Here is a 20,704-nt window from a genome sequence, read left to right as displayed (position 1 = left end):
TATATCGCAATAACACAAACAGGGTAGCCGCTCGCGCGGTTACCCTGTTGCTCGCCGGAAGGCGTTCCTGACGGGGCGAAGCCCGCTTAGTGAACGTCCTTCCAGTATTCCTTTTTCAGCAGGTAGGCCGGGATCAGCAAAATCGCCAGGAACACCAGCACGTACACACCGATCCGCTCGCGGGTGGGGGCAATGGGCTCCGCCGCGTAGGTGAGGAAGTTGGTGATATCGCCCATATTGGACTCAAACTCTTCCTCACTCAGGTCCTGCTGCATCTTCGCCATCACATGGGGCATGCCCACGCTCGGGAACACGTGGTTATTGTACCCGTAAGGACGGGACTCGTCCTCGTAGAACCCGATCAGATAGGAGTAGATCCAATCCGATGAACGGTGCCGGGCGGCCAGGGACAGGTCCGGCGGCGGGTTGCCGAACCAGGTCTTGCCGTCCTCGGCGGCCATGCCGTTCTTCATCTGATCACCGATCTTATCGGTGGTGAAGTTCAGATACTTCAGCGTCAGTTCGTCGGACATACCCAGGTCATCGGCCATGCGGCCATAACGCAGGTACTCCAGGCTGTGACAGCCCATGCAATAGTTAACGAACAGCTTGGCGCCATTTTGCAGGCTGACTTTGTCCTGCAGATTCACCGGCGCTTTTTCCAGCTCCACATCGTGGCCGCCGGCCGCGCCGGCCAGCGCGGGCAGGCAGCTGAACAGCAATGCTACAACCAGCTTCTTCATCAGTGACCCCCCGTTACACGTTCCGGAACCGCCTTGGACTTCTCGAATCGGTGCGCCAGCGGCAGCGCCAAGAAGAAGAACAGGAAGTAGTAGACCGTGCCGATCTGCGCCAGGGTCTTGTACAGACCGGAGGCCGGCTGGGTGCCCAGGAAACCGAGCATCAGGAAGTCCAGCGCGAAGATCAGCAGCAGGGTCTTGCTCAGCCAGCCCTTGTAACGGATGGATTTCACCGGATGGCGGTCCAGCCAGGGCAGCAGGAACAGCACCACGATGCCGCCGCCCATGGCAATCAGGCCCCAGGACTTGGCGGACATGCCGAACCATTCGATGGTGGTGGCCCGCAGCATGGCGTAGTAAGGCCCGTAGTACCACACCGGCGCGATGTGATCCGGCGTCTTCAGCGGGTTGGCCGCCACGAAGTTGGGCTTCTCGATCAGATAGCCGCCGCCGGTGGGGAAGAAGAAGATCACCACCGCGAAGATCATCAGGAAGATGATCACGCCGGGCAGGTCCTTGACCGTGTAGTACGGATGGAACGGGATGCCATCGCGGGGAATGCCGTTCTCGTCCTTGTTCTGCTTGATCTCGACGCCGTCCGGGTTGTTGGAACCCACTTCGTGCAGCGCCAGGATGTGCAGGAAGACCAGGGCCACCAGCACCAGCGGAATGGCCACCACGTGCAGGGCGAAGAACTTGTTCACCGTGGCGGTGGACAGCAGATAGTCGCCGCGCACCCAGGTGGTGAGCGCCTCACCGATTTCCTTGGCGTCCTTGGCGTCGATGAACGGCAGCATGTCGAACGGAATGGCGCCCGCCAGGGAAATGATCACCTGGGCGCCCCAGTAGGACATGTTGCCCCAGGGCAGTACGTAGCCCAGGAAGCCTTCCGCCATCAGCGCCACGTAGATCAGCATGCCGAAGATCCACACCAGCTCGCGGGGCGGCTTGTAGGAGCCGTACAGCAGGCCGCGGAACATGTGCAGGTAGACCACCGCGAAGAAGGCCGAGGCACCGACCGCGTGCATATAGCGGATCAGCCAGCCCCATTGCACGTCGCGCATGATGTATTCCACCGAACCGAAACCATCGGACGGGGAATAGAACATGGTCAACCAGATGCCGGTGAGCAGCTGGTTGATCAGTACCACCATGGAGAGCACCCCAAAGTAGTACCAGAAATTGAAGTTCTTCGGAGCGTAGTACTCCGACATGTGCTTCTTGTAGGTGTTGACGACGGGGAGACGGGCATCCACCCAGTCGATCAAACCATTGACCATTCGCATCATGCCTCAGTCTCCCCTTCTTCAGAACCGATGATGATGACGGCGTCACTGGTGTAGGAATGGGGCGGCACCACCAGGTTGGTGGGGGCCGGCACACCCTGATAGACCCGGCCGGCCAGGTCGAACTTGGAACCGTGACAGGGGCAGAAGAAACCACCGAACTGCAGCTCCACGGTGGGCTCTTCCTCGAACAGCGGGGAGCAACCCAGGTGGGTACAGATACCGATCAGCACCAGATATTCTTTTTTGATGGAGCGCCACTCGTTGGCCGCGTAGGGCGGCTGCTGATCCGCCTCGGACTGCGGATCCTTGAGTTCGCCGTTGAGTTTGTCCAGGTTGGCGATCATGTCGTCGGTGCGACGCACCACCCAGATCGGCTGGCCGCGCCATTCGGCCACCACGCGCTGCCCCATATCGAGTTTGCTGACGTCCACCTCGACGGGGGCGCCGGCATTCTCTGCCTTCGCGCTGGGCTGCCAGGATTTGACAAAAGGTACCGCCGCGCCGATGGCACCCGCCGCGCCCACCGCTGAGGTCAGGCCGATCAAAAAGGTGCGGCGGCTGGTATTTACGCCGTCATTGCTCATTGAATTATTCTCCCCTTAGATCCCACGCTCGGGGGGTGATCCGAGACTCGAGGTCGGTGCTCGTGCTCCGGGCGGAGTAAGGCGGCGGAAATGGTAATGAAAAAGACCACATCTGACAACCGGTTATTGTTCGCCGGCGCCTTGCTAAACCACTGATTTATGCATAAAAAAAGCCCAGCAACGCCGGGCTTTTTCGGGGCTCGACAACGCGACGCGCTGTCTTACCGCTTGGAGTACTGCGGACGCTTACGCGCTTTGTGCAGACCCACTTTCTTACGTTCCACCTCACGGGCGTCACGGGTCACGTAGCCGGCACGGCGCAGGGCGCCACGCAGCTCGCCGTCGTACTCCATCAGCGCACGGGTGATACCGTGGCGGATGGCGCCGGCCTGACCGTTGTTGCCGCCACCGCTGACGGTGACGTACACGTCGAAGCGCTCGGCGGCGTCCACCAGCTCCAGCGGCTGACGCACCACCATGCGATTGGTCTCGCGACCGAAGAACACGTCCAGCGGACGACCGTTAACGGTGATGTTACCGCTGCCCGGGCGCAGGAAGACGCGGGCGGAAGCCGTCTTGCGGCGGCCGGTTCCGTAATCGGCGTTTGCAGTTGCCATCGACTGACCTCTTAGAGTTCGAGCTGCTGCGGCTGCTGAGCAGTATGCGGATGCTCGGCGCCGGCGTAGACTTTGAGTTTGCGCAACATGTCGCGACCCAGCGGGTTACGCGGCATCATGCCCTTCACGGCTTTCTCGATCACCATCTGCGGTTTTTCGCTGATCAGGGTCTCGAAGTTGGCTTCCTTGATACCGCCCGGGTAACCGCTGTGGCGATAGTACATCTTGTTGGAAGCTTTTTTGCCGGTCACGGCCACTTTTTCCGCATTGATCACGACGATGTAGTCGCCGGTGTCCACGTGCGGCGTGTATTCCGGCTTATGCTTGCCGCGCAGACGGCTGGCGATTTCCGCGGCCAGCCGGCCCAGCGTTTTGCCGGAGGCGTCCACCACATACCAGTCGCGCTTTACGCTTTCCGGTTTCGCGCTGAAGGTCTTCATGGGAGTCTTCCCTAAAATTTGTGCCCTGAATTCAATACGTTACGGGTTCAATCAACCCTCCGGCGAGAGCCCGCCGGGCAAGAGGGTGCGAATTGTACTGAACCACCCCGACAAAGACAAGCGGGAAAACGTGCTGCTATAGTCTTGCCCTTGCGCCGGCCGCCGCCGGGCGTTTTTCGACTTCGTTTCCGGATCACAGGAGAGCCGTTTATGGAATACCGTCCGCTGGGTGGCACCGACCTCAAGGTCAGCAGCCTCTGCCTGGGCACCATGACCTGGGGCAACCAGAACACCGCCGAGGAAGGCTTCGCGCAGATGGAGCTGGCCCTGTCCCGGGGCGTCAACTTCTTCGACACCGCGGAAATGTACGCGGTACCGGCCAGCCCGGAAACCTCGTTTCGCACCGAGGAAATCATCGGCGAATGGTTCGCGCGCACCGGCAACCGGGACAAAGTGGTGCTGGCCACCAAGGCCGCCGGTCCCGGCGAGTACGTCAAACACATCCGTGGCGGCCCGCGCTTCACCGCCGACAGCCTGCGCGACGCGGTGGAAGGCAGCCTCAAGCGGTTGCGCACCGACGTCATCGACCTCTATCAACTGCACTGGCCGGAGCGCCCCACCAACTTTTTCGGCCGCCTCAATTACAAGCACAAGGAAGCGCCGGAGGCGGTGCCCATCGCCGACACCGTGGCCGGCCTCAAGGCGCTGGTGGACGCCGGCAAGATCCGCCACTGGGGCCTGTCCAACGAAACCCCCTGGGGCACCATGACCTTTCTGCGCGAAGCGGAGAAGATCGGCCTGGCGCCGCCGGTCTCGATCCAGAACCCCTACTCCCTGCTCAACCGCAGCTTCGAGGTGGGCCTGGCGGAGGTGGCGCACCGCGAGAACGTGGGCCTGCTGGCGTACTCGCCACTGGCCTTCGGCATGCTCACCGGCAAATACCGCCACGGCCAGTGGCCCGCCGATGCCCGCCTGACCCGCTTCAAGCAGTTCGCCCGCTATAACGGCGAACAGGCGGTGGCCGCCACCGAAGCCTACTGCCAGCTGGCCGAGGAACGCGGCGTCAGCCCCACCCAGCTGGCGCTTCAGTTCGTCACCACCCGCCCGTTCGTGACCAGCAACATCATCGGCGCCACCAACCTGAACCAACTCCGCGAGAACCTGGACAGCGTCGACCTGCCCTGGGACAAGGACCTGGAAGACGCCCTGGAAGCGATCCACACCCGCTTCCCGATCCCCGCGCCCTGACCAGACCGGGCGCCCGGACGGGCGCCCGACCGCTTGACGGACATCGTCGTTCCGGTCAATGTGCACACTGTGTACTTTCAGGGAGCGAACCCATGTCCAGCCCTCAACCCAGCAGCCTGCGCGTCGGCCGCCGCTACCGCGCCAACCGCCTCGACGGCCCCTACGATGCCCTGGTGATCGGCTCCGGCATCGGCGGGCTGACCACCGCCGCCTGCCTGAGCAAGATGGGCTGGAAGGTGGCCGTGTTCGAGCAGCACTACACCGCCGGTGGTTTCACCCACAGCTATGAACGCAACGGCTATGAATGGGACGTGGGCGTTCATTACATTGGCGATATGGGCCGCGCCGACACCCTGGGCCGGCGGCTGTTCGACCACATCAGCGACGGGCAACTGAAGTGGGCGCCCATGGACGCCTGCTACGACCGCATCCACCTGGGCGACCGCCATTACGACCTGATGGCCGGCCCGGCCGCCTTCCGCGACGAGCTGCGGCGCGCCTTCCCCGGCGAGCACGACGCCATCGACGCCTACCTGCGCGCCATCAAGAAGGCCGCCGGCGCGGTTCAGCCACTCACCGTCACCCGCCTGCTGCCCGGCGCGCTGGCGCGGATCGCCCGCAAGGGCCTGGACCGGGGCGCCCTGGGCCGCTACAACCGCACCACCCGGGCGGTGCTCGAGGAACTCACCGACAACCAGGAACTGATCGCGGTGCTCACCGGCCAGTGGGGCGACAACGGCCTGCCGCCGTCCCGCTCCAGCTTTCTGATCCACGCGCTGATCGCCCGCCACTATCTGCACGGCGGTTACTACCCGGTGGGCGGCGCGGCGCAGATCGCGCGCACCGTGATTCCGGTGATCCAGCAAAGCGGCGGCGACGTCTTCACCTACGCCGACGTCACCGACATTCTGGTGGAGAATGGCCGCGCCACCGGCGTGCGCCTGGCCGACGGCCACGAGGAGCGCGCGCCCTGCGTGATCAGCGACGCCGGCGTGTTCAATACCTTCACCGAACTGCTGCCGGAACACGCCCCCGGCTATGAGTTCTATCAGCAACGGCTCAGCGGCGTGCAGCGCTCCATGGCCAGTGCCTGCCTCTACATCGGCCTGGACGACAGCGCCGAGAACCTGGGCCTGCCGAAAACCAACTACTGGATCTACCCGGACAACGATTACGAAGCGCGGCTGGACCAGGCCCTGGCCGACCCGGACCGGCACGATATCCCGCTCACCTACATCTCGTTTCCCAGCGCCAAGGACCCGGACTTCGCCCGCCGCTACCCGGGCCGCGCCACCGTGGAAATCGTCGCCGCCGCGCCCCATGACTGGTACCGCCAGTGGGACGGCACCACCTGGGGCCAACGCGGCGAGGACTATGAGGCCCATAAAGAGGCCTTTGCCCGTCGCCTGCTGGAAAAATTGTTCGAGAAACACCCGAACCTGCGCGATCACCTGGACTACTACGAGCTGTCCACGCCCCTGTCCACCGCCTGGTTCTGCCGCTACCCCACCGGGGAAATCTACGGGCTGGACCACGACCCGCAACGCTTCGATCAGGACTGGCTGCGCCCGAAAACCCGGGTGCCGGGCCTGTACCTGACCGGCCAGGACGTCCTGACCTGCGGCGTGGTGGGGGCCCTGGTGGCCGGCCTGACCACTACCCTGGCGGTCACCGGTCGCAAAGGGCTGCCGCTGGCGCGGCGCATGTTCGTGGGCTGAAGCGGTGCGCTTCTGGCTGGCCTTCGTGCTGCTCGCGCCGCTGCTGCTCTGGCAGGGCCGCCGGGCGCGGCGTGATACACCGCGGCTGCCGGAAGCCGGCGGCGCCGACCACGGCCAGGCGGGCGCCGGCGGCGCGCCGCTGCGGCTGCTGCTGGTGGGCGAATCCACCGCCGTGGGAGTCGGCGTACGGGAACATGATCAGGGCCTGGGCGCGCAATTGGCCCGGGCCCTGCACCGGCAGCAGGGGCGCCCGGTGGCCTGGCGGGTGGACGGCGTCAACGGCATCCGCGCCGCCGCCCTGGCGACGCGGCTCGCCGACCGGCCGGCCCCCGAAGAAGACCTGGTGGTAGTCAGCCTGGGCGTCAACGACACCACCGGCCTCACCTCGCCACGCCGCTACCAGCGGGAACTGGGCCGGCTGATCGACACCCTGCGCCGGAAGCGGCCGGGCCTGCCCGTGGCCCTGCTGGCGGTGCCCCCGATGCAGCATTTCACCGCCCTGCCCCGTCCCCTGCGCGATGTGCTCGGCGCCCGAGCCGGCCAGCTCGACCGCGCCCAGCAGGCCCTGGCGGCCCGCCTGCCCGGCGTGCACGCTCTGGCCTACCCGGTGGTCGCCGACCCGGCGCTGCTGGCCGAGGACGGCTACCACCCCGGCGAAGCGGGCTACGCCCATATCGCCGACCGGGTGGCGCCGGCCCTCGCCGCCCTGCTGCCCTAGACGCGGCGACTCAGCTCAGCGGGCGCCACCACCGGGATGCGCCGGCGGGTGCGCACCAGCGGCTCCGCGATCGGCTCTCCCCGGTCGGCCCGCTTGCCGGCGCCAAAGGCGCAACTCACCCGGGTGGTCTTCACATCCAGGATGCCCTGCGGCACCGACTGCCGGTTGTCGGGATGATTGCACCACACGTCGGGTCCATAATGGGTGCGCCTCGGTTGGGCACTGCGGTAACGGCACTCACTGCAACAGATCAACATCTCCGTGGCCTCCCTTCCGTTCTCGACCAATTCGACCTGGATCGCCGGGCCCGCCTGAGCGGGGATCATTCGGGCAGCTTGTCAGAGCCCGACACCGCCCGTAAAGCCAACCGGTCACCGGAGCAAAAAGACGCAAACCGCCTTCTGGGCTCCCGTCTCACGATGCAGGATCGACAGCGAAGGGCTGGCTTACCGGTCAAGTGATACAGTTCACACAAGGTGATATTTTGAGCAAATAATAAGAACCGGCACGACTTGATCTCCTGGGGTTAGAGCATGGACTCGCTTATCGTCAACCTGCGCTCGGACGAGCAGCCCGACGTATCCATCCAATGTGACGCCATCCGAATGGACGGCGTGATCTGCCTTGTTCCCGAATGGGTCTATTCCCCCGACGGCCGTGACCGATCGCCGGCGCGCCTGATCCGCCTGCTCGACCTGCCCATGGAACGGGTGGCCGGCTACCGGGAGAGCTACGCCCTGAACAACCCGCTGCCCCGGAGCGTGCTGGCCGGTCAGGTGCCGGTGGAACTGGACGGCAAGATCGAGGTGGTGTTCGTGCCGCTGCGGTTCCGGGTGGAGACACCGCATTGATCCGGTCATAAAAAAAGCGGGCCCGAGGACCCGCTTTTTTATTTCGCCTTGGCGAACGGCGTTTAGAACTGGTAGTTCAGCTGCGCGCCGATCACGTTGGCGTCCAGTTCGTAGGTGCCGGCCAGCGGCGGCTTGGTGCCGTCCTGACGGCGGATGTCCGCGTCATCCACCCAGATATGGGCGTAGGCCACGTCGATGCTGAGGTTGTCGGTGGGCTGGAAGCCGGCGCCAATGGTGGCCCAGACACGATCGGAGTCCGGGGAGATGGCGGAGCGGTTGTCGCTGCTCTGGGTGGACTCTTCCTTGGCCAGGCCCAGGCGCAGCACGGTGTCGCTGGGCAGGGTATGACGCAGGCCGATGGAATAACGGGTGGTGTCGTCCCAGTTGAAGTTCTCCACCGCCGGGTTCGGCAACGGTGCCGGACCGGCATGGTCAATCACCAATCGATCCAGGCTGTGCCAATACATACGCTCCACGCCCAACAGCAGTTGGGTGCGGTCGTTCAAGTCACCCGCGTAGGACAACTGCAGGGTTGCGGGCAAATCCAGACTCGTTTTACCCGCGAACTCCAGGGCGACCGGCAAACCGGTAGCCGCCGGCTTGAAGGTGATATCACCGTCGATGTCGTAGCTGATCTCGGAGCGGTAGGCCACGCCGAAATGGTTGTTTTCGTTGGGGCTGTAAGTCAGGCCCACGTTCCAACCGAAAGCGTCGTCGTCACCCTCAAGGCGAGTAGCGGCGTTCTCGATATCCGCATCAATCTTCTGATAGCTGACACCGGCGCCAAGGCGCAGGTTATCGGTGACCTGGATACCCACCGCCGGGTTTACGTTAAGGGTCTTAACGTCGGATTCCTGGGCATAGAAGTCGCCGGAGGTCACGCCCGGAGCGACCGCGTTGCCCCAGCCATCCTCGTACTCGATCTTGGTGCCGAAGGGCGCATTGATGCCCAGGCCGAAGGTGACCCGGTCGTTGAACGGCACCGCCAGGAACACGCTGCCCACGAAAGGTTCCACGTCCTCGAAGTCGCCGGGGCCGGATGCACCGTCCGCTTTGAAGGTGGTGTCGATCCACACCTGATGGGTGGCCACGGAAAACTGGGCGGATGAAAGACCGGCCAGGGTGGCGGGGTTATACCATTGGTTGGTGGCGTCCTCGCTGAGTACACCGGAGCCGGCGTAGGCGGTGCCCATGGCGGACACGGACTGGTAGGAAACGCCAAAACCGGAAGCGAGGGCCGTGCCGGAAGCCAGCGACAGCACGGAACCCGCGAGCAACGCGCCTCTTCTTTTCATCATGTTGTTCTCCATCGTATCGAGCCGAAGGCGCCGGGTCGCTTCATCCACACAGACCCGGGCACCCGGAAAAAGTCGGTATACACCGACGGTGTAAGAATAAACTTGCAAGGCAGAACCGAGAAGCCGGCGAATGTAAAACCGGGCGTTTTTTCGACAAAAAAGGCGACCACCCGGTCGCCTTTCCCACCCCTGCGGGCCTCAGTCCGCCAGCACCGCCCGGGCCACGATGGTTTTCATGATCTCGTTGGTGCCGCCGTAGATGCGCTGCACCCGGGCGTCCGCGAACATGCGGGCGATGGGGTACTCCCACATGTAGCCGTAGCCACCATGCAATTGCACGCACTCGTCAATGATCTCGCACTGCAGGTCGGTGACCCAGTACTTGGCGCCGGCGGCGGTGGGGATGTCCAGCTCCTTCTTGAGGTGCATTTCCAGGCAGCGGTCCACGTAGGCCCGGGCCACGTCCAGCTTGGTGCGCATTTCCGCCAGCTTGAACTGGGTGTTCTGGAAGCCGGCGATGGGCTGGCCGAACGCCTTGCGTTCCTTGACGTAGTCCACCGTGTGCCGGAAGGCGCTCTCGGCCATGGCCAGGCCGTTGATGGCGATGCCCAGCCGCTCCTGGGGCAGTTCCTGCATCAGGTAAACGAAGCCCATGCCCTCCTGGCCGATCAGGTTCTCGGCGGGCACTTTCACATCCTGGAAGAACAGCTCGGAGGTGTCCTGGGCTTTCATGCCCACTTTCTTCAGGTTCTTGCCCTTCTCGAAGCCTTCCATGCCCTCCTCGACGATGATCAGGCTGGTGCCCTTGGCGCCCTTGGCCGGGTCGGTCTTGGCCACCACGATCACGATGTCGGCGTTCTGGCCATTGGTGATAAAGGTCTTGGAGCCGTTCAGGATGTAGTGGTCGCCGTCCTTGACCGCGCTGGTCTTGACGCCCTGCAAGTCTGAGCCGGCGCCGGGTTCGCTCATGGCGATGGCGCCGATCATCTCGCCGCTGACCATCTTCGGCAGGTACTTCTGCTTCATGGCTTCGGAGCCGTAGTGCTCAATGTAGGGCGCCACGATCTCGGTGTGCAGGCCCCAGCCGATGCCGGTGAGGCCGGCCCGGGAGATTTCCTCGCTGATCACCACGCTGTACAGGAAGTCGGTGCCCAGGCCGCCGTATTCCTCGCTGACCATGGGGCACAGAAAGCCCTGTTCCCCGGCCTTGCGCCACAGCGCCTTGGGCACCTGGCCGTCCTGCTCCCACTGTTCGTGGTGCGGTACGGCCTCGTTTTCCAGGAACCGGCGAACGGTGTCGCGAAGGGCTTCGTGGTCGGAACTGAACAGGGTACGGGGAATCATGGCTGTCTCCGGGTCGATGAACGGGATACAGAGTGTCCCGTCAGCCCCACCCGGGGAACAATGACCAAAACGCTCAGGCCAGGTGTTCCCGGGCCAGGTACTCCTGGGACTGCATCTCCAGCAGCCGCGAGCGGGTGCGTTCGAACTCAAAGCCCAGGCGGTCGCCGGCGTACAGGTCCTCGATGGGGGTTTCCGCGGTGACCACCAGCTTCACGCCCCGGTCGTAGAATTCGTCCACCAGATTGATAAAGCGGCGCGCCCGGTCGTCGCTGCCGGCGCCCATGCGCTGCACATCGGAAACCAGCACGGTGTGGAACTCCCGGGCGATTTCGATGTAATCGTTCTGGCTGCGCGGCCCGTCGCAGAGCGCGGCGAAATCGAACCAGACCACGTCGTCGGTGGATTTCACCGTGGCGATTTTGCGCCCTTCCACCAGAATATTGCCGTTGGCGCGGTGGCGGCCGTGCTCCGAGGCCAGGGCGGCGAAGCGCTCTTCCATGAAACGGTCCGCCTCGGCGCCCAGGGGGCAGTGGAACAGTTCCGCCTGCTCCAGCACCCGCAACCGGTAATCGTGGCCGCCGTCCACGTTCATCACCCGGGTGTGCTGCTTGAGCAGTTCGATGGCGGGCAGAAAACGGGCGCGCTGCAGACCGTCCTTGTAGAGCCCGTCGGGCTCGATATTGGAAGTGGCCACCAGGGTCACGCCCTCGTCGAACAGCGTCTGCATCAGGGTGGCCAGGATCATGGCGTCGGTGATGTCGGTGACGAAGAATTCGTCGAAACACAGTACCCGGTAGCGCTGGGCGAATTCCCGGGCGATGCTGGTCAGCGGGTTCTTCTCGCCCTGCCGCTCGCGCATCTGCCGGTGCACCTTCTGCATGAAGCGATGAAAGTGCATGCGCCGCTTTTCCTCGAACGGCAGGCACTGGAAGAACACGTCCATCAGGTAGGTCTTGCCGCGCCCTACCCCGCCCCACATGTACAGGCCCTTTTCCGGCGTGCGTTTTTGCTTGCGCAGCTTCGCCAGCAGGCCCGCCGGAGGGCGTGCCTGACACAGCTTGTGATGGAGGTGATCCAGGGCGCGCACCGCCTGCTCTTGGGCGTCGTCGTGGACGAATTCTGGGCGCGTCAGGTCGGCCTGGTATTTCTCGAGGGGCGTCATGGTGTCCGGTGATGATGAACGGCGACTCAATGTAGCGTCACCGGCAAGCGCTGACAATCATTGCGCAATCACGGTCGTTCGACCGCGACAGACCATGGCGGCCGGCCTAGGCCGGCAAACGCGAGGCCGCCACTTCCTTGAGGTCCACCAGTTTGCCGTGGAAAAAATGGCCGCTGTCCGGGAAGCGGATCAGGTCCGGCGTCAGCGGCGTCTGCCCGGCCCAGCGGAACACCTGCTCGGCGGGCACCACCTCGTCGTCCTCGCCCTGCACCACCGTCACCGGGCAGCCTGCGGTCTCGATGCCCTCGAAGTCGAAATGGTGCACCGGCGGCGCCACCAGCATCAGCGCCTTGGGCGCCTGGCCGTTGGCGGCCAGCACCTCGGCGCCCCGGGCCGCCACGAAGCTGCCGAAGGAGAACCCGGCCAGCCACAGTGGCCGGTCCGGAAATTCGCGGGTCAGCCAGCGATGCACGGCGATCAGGTCCTCGGTCTCGCCGATGCCGTCGCTGAACGCGCCCTGGCTGTTGCCAACACCGCGAAAATTGAAGCGCAACACGGCGGCGCCGGCGTCCCGGGCGGCGCGCGCCAGGGTGGTGACCACCTTGTTGTCCATGGTGCCGCCGAACAGCGGATGCGGGTGGCAGACGATGGCGATCATCGCCGGGTTGTCGGTATCGCCTTCCAGCGCCGCTTCCAGGGTCCCTTCCGGGCCCTCCAGGGCCAGACGATCACGGCTCATGTTTCCTCCCGATACAATTTCACCCCGGGTTCGCTTGGCGTGGCCACGGGGTCTGTGCTGCAATGTGATTCCTTGAGGGAGTATGACATGGATACGCTGACAACCCACCTGCTCACTTTTCTGGCCGGCCTGATCGCGGGCGCCGGCTTGCTGTATTGGCTGATGCCGGCGCGCCGTCAGGCCAGCCAGGTGATTCGCGAGCGCGACGACGCACGCAACGCCCTCAACCATTATCGCGATCAGGTGGATCATCATTTTCTGGAAACCGCCGATCTGGTCAACGAACTGACCCAGTCCTACCGGGCCGTGCATCAGCATCTGTCCCGGGGCGCCCACGACCTGTGCAGCGAAACCGGCCGCAAGAAAGCCGCCGCGAAAAGCCTGGACGCCGCCTACGAGCCGGAAGCGCCGCTGTCCCAGCCGCTCGACTACGCGCCCAAGGCCCAGGGCACCCTGTCCGAGGATTTCGGCCTGCAGAAGAAAGCGGACGGTCCGTTCAGTCCGGTCAACGTGGACGAGGACAACAGCCCCTCCACGGTGATGGAGCCGCCCCGCGATTACGCCGACGTGCGCGACGACAACGACGAGAGCGACCGCCCGCGCTGAAACGAGCGAATCGACGCATAAAAAAACCCGGGCCAGGCCCGGGTTTTTTTATGCGCGATGGCGCGGATCAGCGTGCCGAGTGGCCCTTGAGTTCCACTTTCACCTTCTCGTGGTCCTGCAGCCCCTCGTAATAGGCGCGCAGCACCGCCAGCACTTCCGGACGGCTGAAGTTGTCCGGCACGTCGCCGCCCTCGCTGAGCAGCTTGCGCAGCTTGGTGCCACTGACCAGAACGCGGTCGTCGGCGGTGTGCGGGCAGGTGCGCATGCTCGCCATGGTGCCGCACTTGTCGCACCAGAAGGTCCAGTCGATCTTCAGCGGCTGGGTGATCAGCGCATCGTCGGCGATCTCATCGAAGATGTGATGGGCGTCGAACGGGCCGTAATAGTCACCCACGCCGGCATGGTCACGACCCACGATCAGATGGGAGCAACCGTAATTCTGGCGGAACAGGGCGTGCAGCAGCGCCTCGCGGGGGCCGGCGTAGCGCATGTCCAGCGGGTAGCCGGACTGCACCACGGTGTTCTCCACGAAGTAGTGCTCCACCAGGGTGCTGATCGCTTCCTGGCGCACTTCGGCGGGGATGTCACCGGGCTTCAGGTTGCCCAGCAGGGAGTGCACCATGACGCCGTCACAGATCTCGATGGCGATCTTCGCCAGGTGCTCGTGGGAGCGGTGCATGGGGTTGCGGGTCTGGAACGCGGCCACGGTTTTCCAGCCACGCTGTTCAAACATGGCGCGGGTTTCCGCCGGGGTCATGTAGATGCCCGCGTATTTCTCGGGGAATTCGCCCTGGCTGAACACCTTGACCGGGCCGGCCAGATTGACCTCGCCCTGGGCCATCACCATTTTCACGCCCGGGTGCTCTTCGTCGGTGGTCTTGAACACCTGTTGGCATTCGTGGGCCTTGTCGATGGTGTACTTCTCGTTCACCACCATGGAGCCCATGATCTCACCGTCGGCGTCCACCAGGGCCACTTCCGCGCCCTCGGCCAGGCCGTCGGCGGTGGCGGCGTCGGTGGACAGGGTGATGGGGATCGGCCAGAACACACCGTCGGTGAGCGCCATGTTGTCGCACACGCCCTGCCAATCGGCCTTGCCCATGAAGCCGTCCAGGGGAGTGAAGCCGCCGATGCCGAGCATGATCAGATCGCCCCGCTCCCGGGAGCTGAGGCGGATTTGCGGCAGGTCCCTGGCGGCGGCCAGAGCCTGTTCCCGTTCGGCGCCGTCCAGCAGCAGCGTTTTCAGCGTCTCGCTGCCATGGGGTTTCACCAGTTGCGACATGTTCACTCCCTAGAAGGTGGTCGTTGGGGTTGGCGGCGGATTATACCGGCGCCGGCGTGGCGGTCTCCAGCGCTGCTAAGAACAATCCGTTTGGGCCTTATGCCCAGGGCACCCGCACCGCCACCGGTTCCGCTTCCAGTTCGATCTCGGCGGGCAGAAAACCGGCCGGGTCACCGTCGGTCTGCACCGGCTCCAGGCCCGGCGCGGTCACCGTGACCCGCTCGGCGCTCAACGAGGCGACGCCATCCACCCGCTCCATGCGGCCAAGCAGCAGCGCCGCCAGGCAACGCAGCAGAAACAACCGGCCGGGCCGCTGGAACAGCAGCACCTGGACACTGCGCCGGCTCAGGTTGGCCTGGCGGCTGAGAATAAAGCTGCCGCCATAATAGCGGCCATTGCTGATCACCGCCGAGAAGCAGTCCAAAGGCCGGCCGTCCACGGTGACCCGGTAGCGCACTTCGCCGTAGCGGAACACCTGACGCAGCATGCTGAGGGCGTAGGCCAGCTTGCCGATGCGGCGTTTGGCGATCAGGTCCACCTGATCGACCACCCAGGCGTCGTAGCCGACCCCGGCCATCACCAGAAAGCGGCGGCCATTGAGCAGCGCCGGCGTGATGTTCAGGGTGCGCCCTTCCAGCACCACCCGGGCGGCCTCTTCCGGCTTGCGCGGCAGATTCAGCTCGCGGGCCAGCACGTTGGCGGTGCCGATCGGAAACAGCGCCAGCGCCACGCCCGGGTTCAGCCCATTGATGACGTCGTTGGTGGTGCCGTCGCCACCGGCGGCCACCACGCACTCGCCCTGGCTTTGCAAGGCGTTCAGATAGCGGGTGGCGTCGCCCGGGGCGCGGGTGTGGTACAGCCGCACGCGGGCGCCACCCTGTTCCAGGGCGCGCACGAACTGGCGCAGCCGCCGGGCCCTGCCGCCGCCGGCGGTGGGGTTGAAAATCACCGTGATGTTCATGGAATTCCTGAAATCGCGACGTCCGGGGATCCGGCCCGGGCGGCGCGATACTGCTCCGAAAGGCGGGTTACACCGGGTTGTCGATGTCGATGAAGACGTGCTCCACCCCGTACTCGTTGGCCAGCCACTCGCCCACTGCCTGCACGCCGTAGCGCTCGGTGGCGTGGTGCCCGCAGGCGAAATAGTGGATGCCGGTTTCGCGGGCGAAATGGGTGGTCGGCTCGGAAATCTCACCGCTCAGGTAGGCGTCCACCCCCAGGGCCTGGGCCCGCTCGATAAAGCCCTGGGCGGCGCCGGTGCACCAGGCCAGGGTCTCGATCTCGTCCTGGCTGTCGCCGATGTGCAACGCCTGGCGGCCCAGCACCGCCTCCACGTGGGCGGCGAAGTCCTCGGCGCTCATCGGTTCGTCCAGGCGCCCCACGTTGCCGATGGACAGCGGGTTGTCCGGCTCAAGGCCACCTTCCACATGCAGCCCCAGGCGCCGCGCCAGCTGGGCATTGTTGCCCATCTGCGGATGCGCATCCAGCGGCAGGTGGTAGGCGAACAGACTGATGTCGTGACGCAGCAGGCTCTGCAGCCGCTGCTTCTTCATGCCGCGCACCCGCTGATCCTCGTTTTTCCAGAAATAGCCGTGGTGCACCAGGATGGCGTCCGCTTCCTCGACGATGGCGGCGTCGATCAGCGCCTGGCAGGCGGTCACTCCGGTGACCAGACGCCGCACCTGTTCGCGGCCCTCCACCTGCAGCCCATTGGGACAATAGTCCTGGAAACGGTGGGTTTGCAGCGCCTCGTCGAGCACCCGCAGCAAGTGGTCGCGCTTCAGCATCGGCGTTCTCCCCTGTGCTAACATTGCGCGCAGTTTACATGATTCGTGGGGGCAAACTCAGTGGTCAAGAAGCTGCTTCGCTTTCTGGCACCGCCGGTGCTGGCCGGCCTGGCCGTGGGCCTGGGCGTGCTGTGGTGGTACCAGCAGGGCCCCGGCGCGCAGCGCCAGAATGCCGGCGGCGCGGCGCCGGCGGTGGAAAGCTACGCCAGCGCCGTGACCCGCGCGGCGCCGGCGGTGGTCAACGTCTACACCACCCAGATCGTGACCCGCGGCGACAGCGTCAGCGACAACCCCCTGTTCGACCGCTTCATGGAACGACCGCGCCGGGAACGGGCCCTGGCCAGCCTGGGCTCCGGCGTGATCGTCTCGCCGGACGGCTACGTCATGACCAGCTACCACGTGATCCGCGACGCCGACGAGATCCTGGTGGCCCTGCGCGACGGCCGCGACGCGCCGGCGCGGGTGGTGGGCACCGACCCGGAAACCGACCTGGCGCTGCTGCAGATCGCCCTGGAGAATCTGCCGGTGATCGACCTGAACGGCCCCCAGCCGGTCAATGTGGGCGATGTGGTGCTGGCCATCGGCAACCCGCTGGGCGTGGGCCAGACCGTGTCCATGGGCATCGTCAGCGCCACCGGTCGTACCCACCTGGGCATCGCCACCTTCGAGAATTTCATTCAGACCGACGCGGCCATCAACCGGGGCAACTCCGGCGGCGCCCTGGTGGACACCCGCGGCCACCTGATCGGCATCAACACCGCCATCCTCTCCCAGGACGGCAACTGGCAGGGCATCGGCTTCGCCACCCCGGCCTCCATCGCCCGCGAGGTGATGAGCGACCTGATCGAACACGGTCGCGTGATCCGCGGTTACCTGGGCGTCAGCGTCCAGGACATCAACCCGACCCTGGCGGAAACCTTCGGCATGGAGGAGGTGCGCGGCGGCGTGATCACCGAAGTGGTGTCCGGCAGCCCCGCCCAGCAGGCCGGCCTGCAGGCCGAGGACGTGCTGGTGGGTATCAACGACGAGACCATGGGCGACGGCTACGAAGCCATGAACCGCATCGCCGGCACCCAGCCCGGCACCGCCCTGACCCTCAATGTGCTGCGCAATGGCCAGCGCCTGAATCTGGACGTAACCATCGGCACCCGCCCGCCGGCCCGGCAGTAGACCAAACGTAGCCGATTGCGGCAAAGCCGCTCCTACCGAATGGCACGGCATCGTAGGAGCGGCTTCAGCCGCGCCCATCCCCCCCCACGATCAGAGCAGCGCTTCTAGCGCCTTAATCAGTGCCTGGTTTTGATCCGGCCGCCCCACGGTGATACGCAGGTGGTCGCGGATGCGCTCCGGTTTGCCGAAGTGACGCACGATGATGCCTTGCTCGCGCAGGGCCGCCGCCAGGTCGGCGCCGGACCGTGACGGGTGGCGGCAGAACAGGAAATTGGCCGCCGAGGGCAACACGTCGAAGCCCAGCCCTTGCAGGGCGCGGCGCAGGGTTTCGCGCTCCTCGATGACCAATTCACGGCCACGCTGGAACCAGTCGTCGTCCTCGAAAGCGGCCTTGCCGGCGGCGATCGCCAGGCGGTCCAGGGGGTAGGAGTTGAAGCTGTTCTTGATCCGTTCCAGGCCCTCGATCAGGGCCGCGTCGCCCACCGCGAAACCGACCCGCACGCCGGCCAGGGCGCGGGATTTCGACAGCGTCTGGGTGACCAGCAGATTGGGATGGCGGTCCACCAGGGCGATGGCGGTGGCGCCACCGAAGTCCACATAGGCCTCGTCCACCACCACCACCGAATCCGGGTTGGCGGAGAGAACGGTCTCGATGGCGTCCAGCGGCAGCAGGCGACCGGTGGGCGCGTTCGGATTGGGGAAGATGATGCCACCGTTCGGGGCTGAATAGTCCGCCGGGTCGATGGCCAGGTCGTCGTCCAGGGGCACCGGCCGGTAGTCGATGTCGTAGAGCCCGCAATAGACCTTGTAGAAGCTGTAGGTGATGTCCGGGAACAACAGCGGCCGGTCCTGTTTGAACAGGCCGAAGAAGATGTGCGCCAGCACTTCGTCGGAACCGTTGCCGACGAACACCTGATCGGTCTTCACACCGTAATAGGTGGCGATGGCGTTCTTCAGTTCGAGGGCGTCCGGGTCCGGGTAGAGGCGCAGCCGCTCGTCGGCGGCGGCGCGGATCGCCTCGATCACCTTGGCCGACGGGCCCAGCGGGTGTTCGTTGGTGTTGAGCTTGACCAGCCGGGCCATTTTCGGCTGTTCGCCGGGCACGTAGGGTTCCAGGTCGCGGACGAACGGGCTCCAGAATTTGCTCATAAGGCCTCAGTCTTTCTTGATTCTCAGCTCCGCGCTGCGGGCGTGGGCGGTGAGCCGCTCGCCCCGGGCCAGCACCGAGGCCACCCGCCCCAGGGCGCTGGCGCCCTCCGGGGAGCAGCCGATCAGCGAGCTGCGCTTCTGAAAATCATAGACGCCCAGCGGCGAGGAGAAGCGCGCCGTGGCGCTGGTGGGCAGCACGTGGTTGGGCCCGGCGCAGTAGTCGCCCAGGGCCTCCGGGGTATAGCGGCCCAGGAAGATGGCGCCGGCGTGGCGCACTTTTTTCGCCCAGCGACCGGCGTCGTCCAGGGACAGCTCCAGATGCTCCGGGCTGATCCGGTTAACCACCTCGAAGGCGTCGTCCAGGTCCCGGGCCAGGATCAGCGCGCCCCGGTTGGCCATGGAGGTGCGGATGATCGCCTCCCGTTCCAGGGTCGGCGCCAGGCGCTCCATGGTCTCCAGCACCTTGTCCAGGAAGGCGGCGTCCGGGCTGACCAGGATCGCCTGGGCCTCCTCGTCGTGTTCCGCCTGGGAAAACAGGTCCATGGCGATCCACTCGGGATCGGTCAGGCCGTCGCAGACCACCAGGATTTCCGAGGGGCCGGCGATCATATCGATGCCCACCTTGCCGAACACCTGGCGCTTGGCCTCGGCCACATAGATGTTGCCCGGGCCGACGATCTTGTCCACCGCCGGAATCGATTCGGTGCCGAAGGCCAGCGCCGCCACCGCCTGGGCGCCGCCCACGGTGAAGAAGCGCTCCACCCCGGCCACCGCGGCGGCGGCCAGCACCATGTCGTCCAGCTCGCCGTCCGGCGCCGGGCTGACCATGACGATCTCGCCGACCCCGGCCACGTGGGCGGGCAGCGCGTTCATCAGCACCGAGCTGGGATAGGCGGCCTTGCCGCCGGGCACGTAGATGCCGGCGCGGTCCAGGGCGGTGACCTGCTGGCCGAGCAGGGTGCCGTCCGCGTCCCGGTAGCTCCAGGAATCCTGCTTCTGGCGTTCGTGGTAGTCGCGTACCCGGGCGGCGGCGGCCTCCAGGGCCTGGCGCTGTTCGGCGGACAGCCGCGCCAGGGCCGCTTCCAGCTCCGGCCGTTCCACGGTCAGATCGGCCAGGGTGGCGGCGTCACGGCGGTCGAAACGGTTGGTGTATTCCACCACCGCCGCGTCGCCGCGTTTCGCCACGTCGCGGAGGATGGCGCGCACCCGCTCGCCGACTTCCTCGTCGCGCTCCTCGCTCCAGGCGGTCAGGGCGTTCAGGCGTTCGGTGAAATCGCTGTCACGGGTGTCGAGGCGAGTGGTTTTCATGCCGGAGTCCGTCGTTTGGCTACCGCTTGTTCCAGTTTATCCAGAATACCCTGAATGTCGGCGTGACGGGTCTTCATGCTGGCCCGGTTGACCACTACCCGGGAGGAAATGTCGTCGGCGATGATCTCGGTGGGCTCCAGGCCGTTGGCGCGCAGGGTGTTGCCGGTGTCGACGATGTCGACGATGCGGTCCGCCAGCCCCACCAGCGGCGCCAGTTCCATGGCGCCATAGAGCTTGATGATCTCGGCCTGCTTGCCCTGGCGCGCGAAGTAAGCCCGCGCCACGTTGACGAACTTGGTGGCCACCCGCACCCGACCGCTCACCGGCGGCGCGTCCTTGAGCGCGGCCACCATCAGCTTGCAGCGGGCGATTTCCAGATCCAGAGGTTCGAACAGCCCCTCGGCGCCGTGCTCCATGAGCACGTCCTTGCCGGCCACGCCCAGATCGGCGCCACCGTGCTGCACATAGGGCGGCACGTCGGTGGCGCGGATCACGATGATGCGCACATCCGGCCGGGTGGTGTCGAAGATCAGTTTGCGCGACGCGGACGGATCCTCCAGCAGCTCGATGCCGGCTTCCTTGAGCAGCGGCAGCGTCTCCTGGAGGATGCGGCCCTTGGACAGGGCGATGGTCAGCGGTGTCTCGGTCATGTCA

Annotated in this window: 22 protein-coding genes; 6 read left to right on the top strand and 16 right to left on the bottom strand. The window is 65.4% G+C overall.

The window, feature by feature from the left end:
- Positions 1 to 86 precede the first annotated feature (86 nt).
- From ACLD0W_RS07915 to rplM, 5 genes are all read right to left on the bottom strand, one after another.
- Complete coding sequence (locus tag ACLD0W_RS07915) at positions 87 to 743, bottom strand: cytochrome c1 (RefSeq protein ID WP_410306950.1); 657 nt, start codon at positions 741 to 743, stop codon at positions 87 to 89.
- Entirely contained in the window at positions 743 to 2,029 is a 1,287-nt protein-coding gene (locus ACLD0W_RS07910) for a cytochrome b (protein WP_410306949.1), read from the bottom strand. The genes ACLD0W_RS07915 and ACLD0W_RS07910 overlap by 1 nt, the downstream gene beginning before the upstream one ends.
- The gene (petA, locus tag ACLD0W_RS07905) at positions 2,026 to 2,613 is read right to left on the bottom strand and encodes a ubiquinol-cytochrome c reductase iron-sulfur subunit (RefSeq protein WP_410306948.1); all 588 of its coding nucleotides are present in this window, start codon (positions 2,611 to 2,613) and stop codon (positions 2,026 to 2,028) included. Before petA ends, ACLD0W_RS07910 begins: the two co-directional genes overlap by 4 nt.
- A 221-nt stretch (positions 2,614 to 2,834) precedes the next feature.
- Positions 2,835 to 3,230 (bottom strand): 30S ribosomal protein S9, encoded by a 396-nt coding sequence (gene rpsI / locus ACLD0W_RS07900; protein ID WP_204426907.1) that lies wholly within the window; start codon positions 3,228 to 3,230, stop codon positions 2,835 to 2,837.
- A gap of 11 nt (positions 3,231 to 3,241) precedes the next feature.
- Positions 3,242 to 3,670 (bottom strand): 50S ribosomal protein L13, encoded by a 429-nt coding sequence (gene rplM / locus ACLD0W_RS07895; protein WP_204426908.1) that lies wholly within the window; start codon positions 3,668 to 3,670, stop codon positions 3,242 to 3,244.
- 210 nt (positions 3,671 to 3,880) lie between these two features.
- On the opposite strand from rplM, the gene ACLD0W_RS07890 reads away from it, so the two are divergent.
- The 3 genes from ACLD0W_RS07890 (at position 3,881) to ACLD0W_RS07880 (ending at position 7,354) form a co-directional block, all read left to right on the top strand.
- A complete protein-coding gene (locus tag ACLD0W_RS07890) occupies positions 3,881 to 4,918 on the top strand; it encodes an aldo/keto reductase (protein ID WP_410306947.1) in 1,038 nt (345 codons plus the stop codon).
- Positions 4,919 to 5,010: 92 nt separating this feature from the next.
- Entirely contained in the window at positions 5,011 to 6,636 is a 1,626-nt protein-coding gene (locus ACLD0W_RS07885) for a phytoene desaturase family protein (RefSeq protein WP_410306946.1), read from the top strand.
- Between the two features lie 4 nt (positions 6,637 to 6,640).
- Positions 6,641 to 7,354 carry an SGNH/GDSL hydrolase family protein gene (locus tag ACLD0W_RS07880; protein WP_410306945.1) on the top strand — a complete coding sequence of 238 codons (714 nt, stop codon included), beginning with the start codon at positions 6,641 to 6,643 and terminating at the stop codon, positions 7,352 to 7,354.
- Here ACLD0W_RS07880 and ACLD0W_RS07875 read toward each other — a convergent pair.
- Entirely contained in the window at positions 7,351 to 7,542 is a 192-nt protein-coding gene (locus ACLD0W_RS07875; protein ID WP_410306944.1) for a hypothetical protein, read from the bottom strand. The two genes, ACLD0W_RS07880 and ACLD0W_RS07875, sit on opposite strands and share 4 nt — an antisense overlap.
- Before the next feature lie 345 nt (positions 7,543 to 7,887).
- On the opposite strand from ACLD0W_RS07875, the gene ACLD0W_RS07870 reads away from it, so the two are divergent.
- Positions 7,888 to 8,205, top strand: a complete 318-nt coding sequence (locus ACLD0W_RS07870) for a hypothetical protein (RefSeq protein WP_410306943.1) — start codon at positions 7,888 to 7,890, stop codon at positions 8,203 to 8,205.
- Between the two features lie 62 nt (positions 8,206 to 8,267).
- On the opposite strand, the gene ACLD0W_RS07865 is transcribed toward ACLD0W_RS07870, so the two are convergent.
- The 4 genes from ACLD0W_RS07865 to ACLD0W_RS07850 form a co-directional block, all read right to left on the bottom strand.
- Positions 8,268 to 9,503: an OmpP1/FadL family transporter gene (locus tag ACLD0W_RS07865; RefSeq protein WP_410306942.1), complete on the bottom strand. Its 1,236-nt coding sequence runs from the start codon at positions 9,501 to 9,503 to the stop codon at positions 8,268 to 8,270.
- Between the two features lie 198 nt (positions 9,504 to 9,701).
- Complete coding sequence (locus tag ACLD0W_RS07860; RefSeq protein WP_410306941.1) at positions 9,702 to 10,847, bottom strand: acyl-CoA dehydrogenase family protein; 1,146 nt, start codon at positions 10,845 to 10,847, stop codon at positions 9,702 to 9,704.
- Between the two features lie 73 nt (positions 10,848 to 10,920).
- Positions 10,921 to 12,009, bottom strand: coding sequence for a cell division protein ZapE (gene zapE, locus ACLD0W_RS07855; protein ID WP_410306940.1), 1,089 nt, complete (start codon positions 12,007 to 12,009; stop codon positions 10,921 to 10,923).
- A 106-nt stretch (positions 12,010 to 12,115) separates the two neighbouring features.
- A complete protein-coding gene (locus ACLD0W_RS07850) occupies positions 12,116 to 12,748 on the bottom strand; it encodes an alpha/beta hydrolase (protein ID WP_410306939.1) in 633 nt (210 codons plus the stop codon).
- Positions 12,749 to 12,835: 87 nt separating this feature from the next.
- Between ACLD0W_RS07850 and ACLD0W_RS07845 the strand changes: the two genes are divergently transcribed.
- Positions 12,836 to 13,354 carry a YhcB family protein gene (locus ACLD0W_RS07845; protein ID WP_410306938.1) on the top strand — a complete coding sequence of 173 codons (519 nt, stop codon included), beginning with the start codon at positions 12,836 to 12,838 and terminating at the stop codon, positions 13,352 to 13,354.
- Between the two features lie 67 nt (positions 13,355 to 13,421).
- Here the strand turns inward: ACLD0W_RS07845 and sat are convergent, their stop codons facing one another.
- The 3 genes from sat to ACLD0W_RS07830 all read right to left on the bottom strand — a co-directional run bounded on the left by sat (position 13,422) and on the right by ACLD0W_RS07830 (position 16,423).
- On the bottom strand, positions 13,422 to 14,636 hold the full coding sequence (gene sat, locus ACLD0W_RS07840) for a sulfate adenylyltransferase (RefSeq protein WP_410306937.1): 1,215 nt from the start codon (positions 14,634 to 14,636) through the stop codon (positions 13,422 to 13,424).
- Between the two features lie 97 nt (positions 14,637 to 14,733).
- Entirely contained in the window at positions 14,734 to 15,597 is an 864-nt protein-coding gene (locus ACLD0W_RS07835; RefSeq protein ID WP_410306936.1) for a diacylglycerol/lipid kinase family protein, read from the bottom strand.
- Positions 15,598 to 15,664: 67 nt separating this feature from the next.
- Positions 15,665 to 16,423 (bottom strand): Nif3-like dinuclear metal center hexameric protein, encoded by a 759-nt coding sequence (locus ACLD0W_RS07830; protein WP_410306935.1) that lies wholly within the window; start codon positions 16,421 to 16,423, stop codon positions 15,665 to 15,667.
- A 60-nt stretch (positions 16,424 to 16,483) separates the two neighbouring features.
- Here ACLD0W_RS07830 and ACLD0W_RS07825 point away from each other — a divergent pair, with 60 nt between their 5' ends.
- Positions 16,484 to 17,593 (top strand): trypsin-like peptidase domain-containing protein, encoded by a 1,110-nt coding sequence (locus ACLD0W_RS07825; protein WP_410306934.1) that lies wholly within the window; start codon positions 16,484 to 16,486, stop codon positions 17,591 to 17,593.
- Positions 17,594 to 17,683: 90 nt separating this feature from the next.
- Here the strand turns inward: ACLD0W_RS07825 and hisC are convergent, their stop codons facing one another.
- The 3 genes from hisC to hisG are packed head-to-tail and all read right to left on the bottom strand — an operon-like array spanning position 17,684 to position 20,700.
- Entirely contained in the window at positions 17,684 to 18,742 is a 1,059-nt protein-coding gene (hisC, locus tag ACLD0W_RS07820; RefSeq protein WP_410306933.1) for a histidinol-phosphate transaminase, read from the bottom strand.
- A 6-nt stretch (positions 18,743 to 18,748) separates the two neighbouring features.
- The gene (hisD, locus tag ACLD0W_RS07815; RefSeq protein ID WP_410306932.1) at positions 18,749 to 20,050 is read right to left on the bottom strand and encodes a histidinol dehydrogenase; all 1,302 of its coding nucleotides are present in this window, start codon (positions 20,048 to 20,050) and stop codon (positions 18,749 to 18,751) included.
- Positions 20,047 to 20,700, bottom strand: a complete 654-nt coding sequence (gene hisG / locus ACLD0W_RS07810; protein ID WP_410306931.1) for an ATP phosphoribosyltransferase — start codon at positions 20,698 to 20,700, stop codon at positions 20,047 to 20,049. Before hisG ends, hisD begins: the two co-directional genes overlap by 4 nt.
- Positions 20,701 to 20,704: the final 4 nt, after the last annotated feature.

The sequence above is a fragment of the Alloalcanivorax sp. C16-1 genome (assembly GCF_046507805.1).
GTDB lineage: Bacteria > Pseudomonadota > Gammaproteobacteria > Pseudomonadales > Alcanivoracaceae > Alloalcanivorax.
Note: the sequence above shows the minus strand (reverse complement) of the source record. Positions and strands in the feature narration are given on the sequence as shown.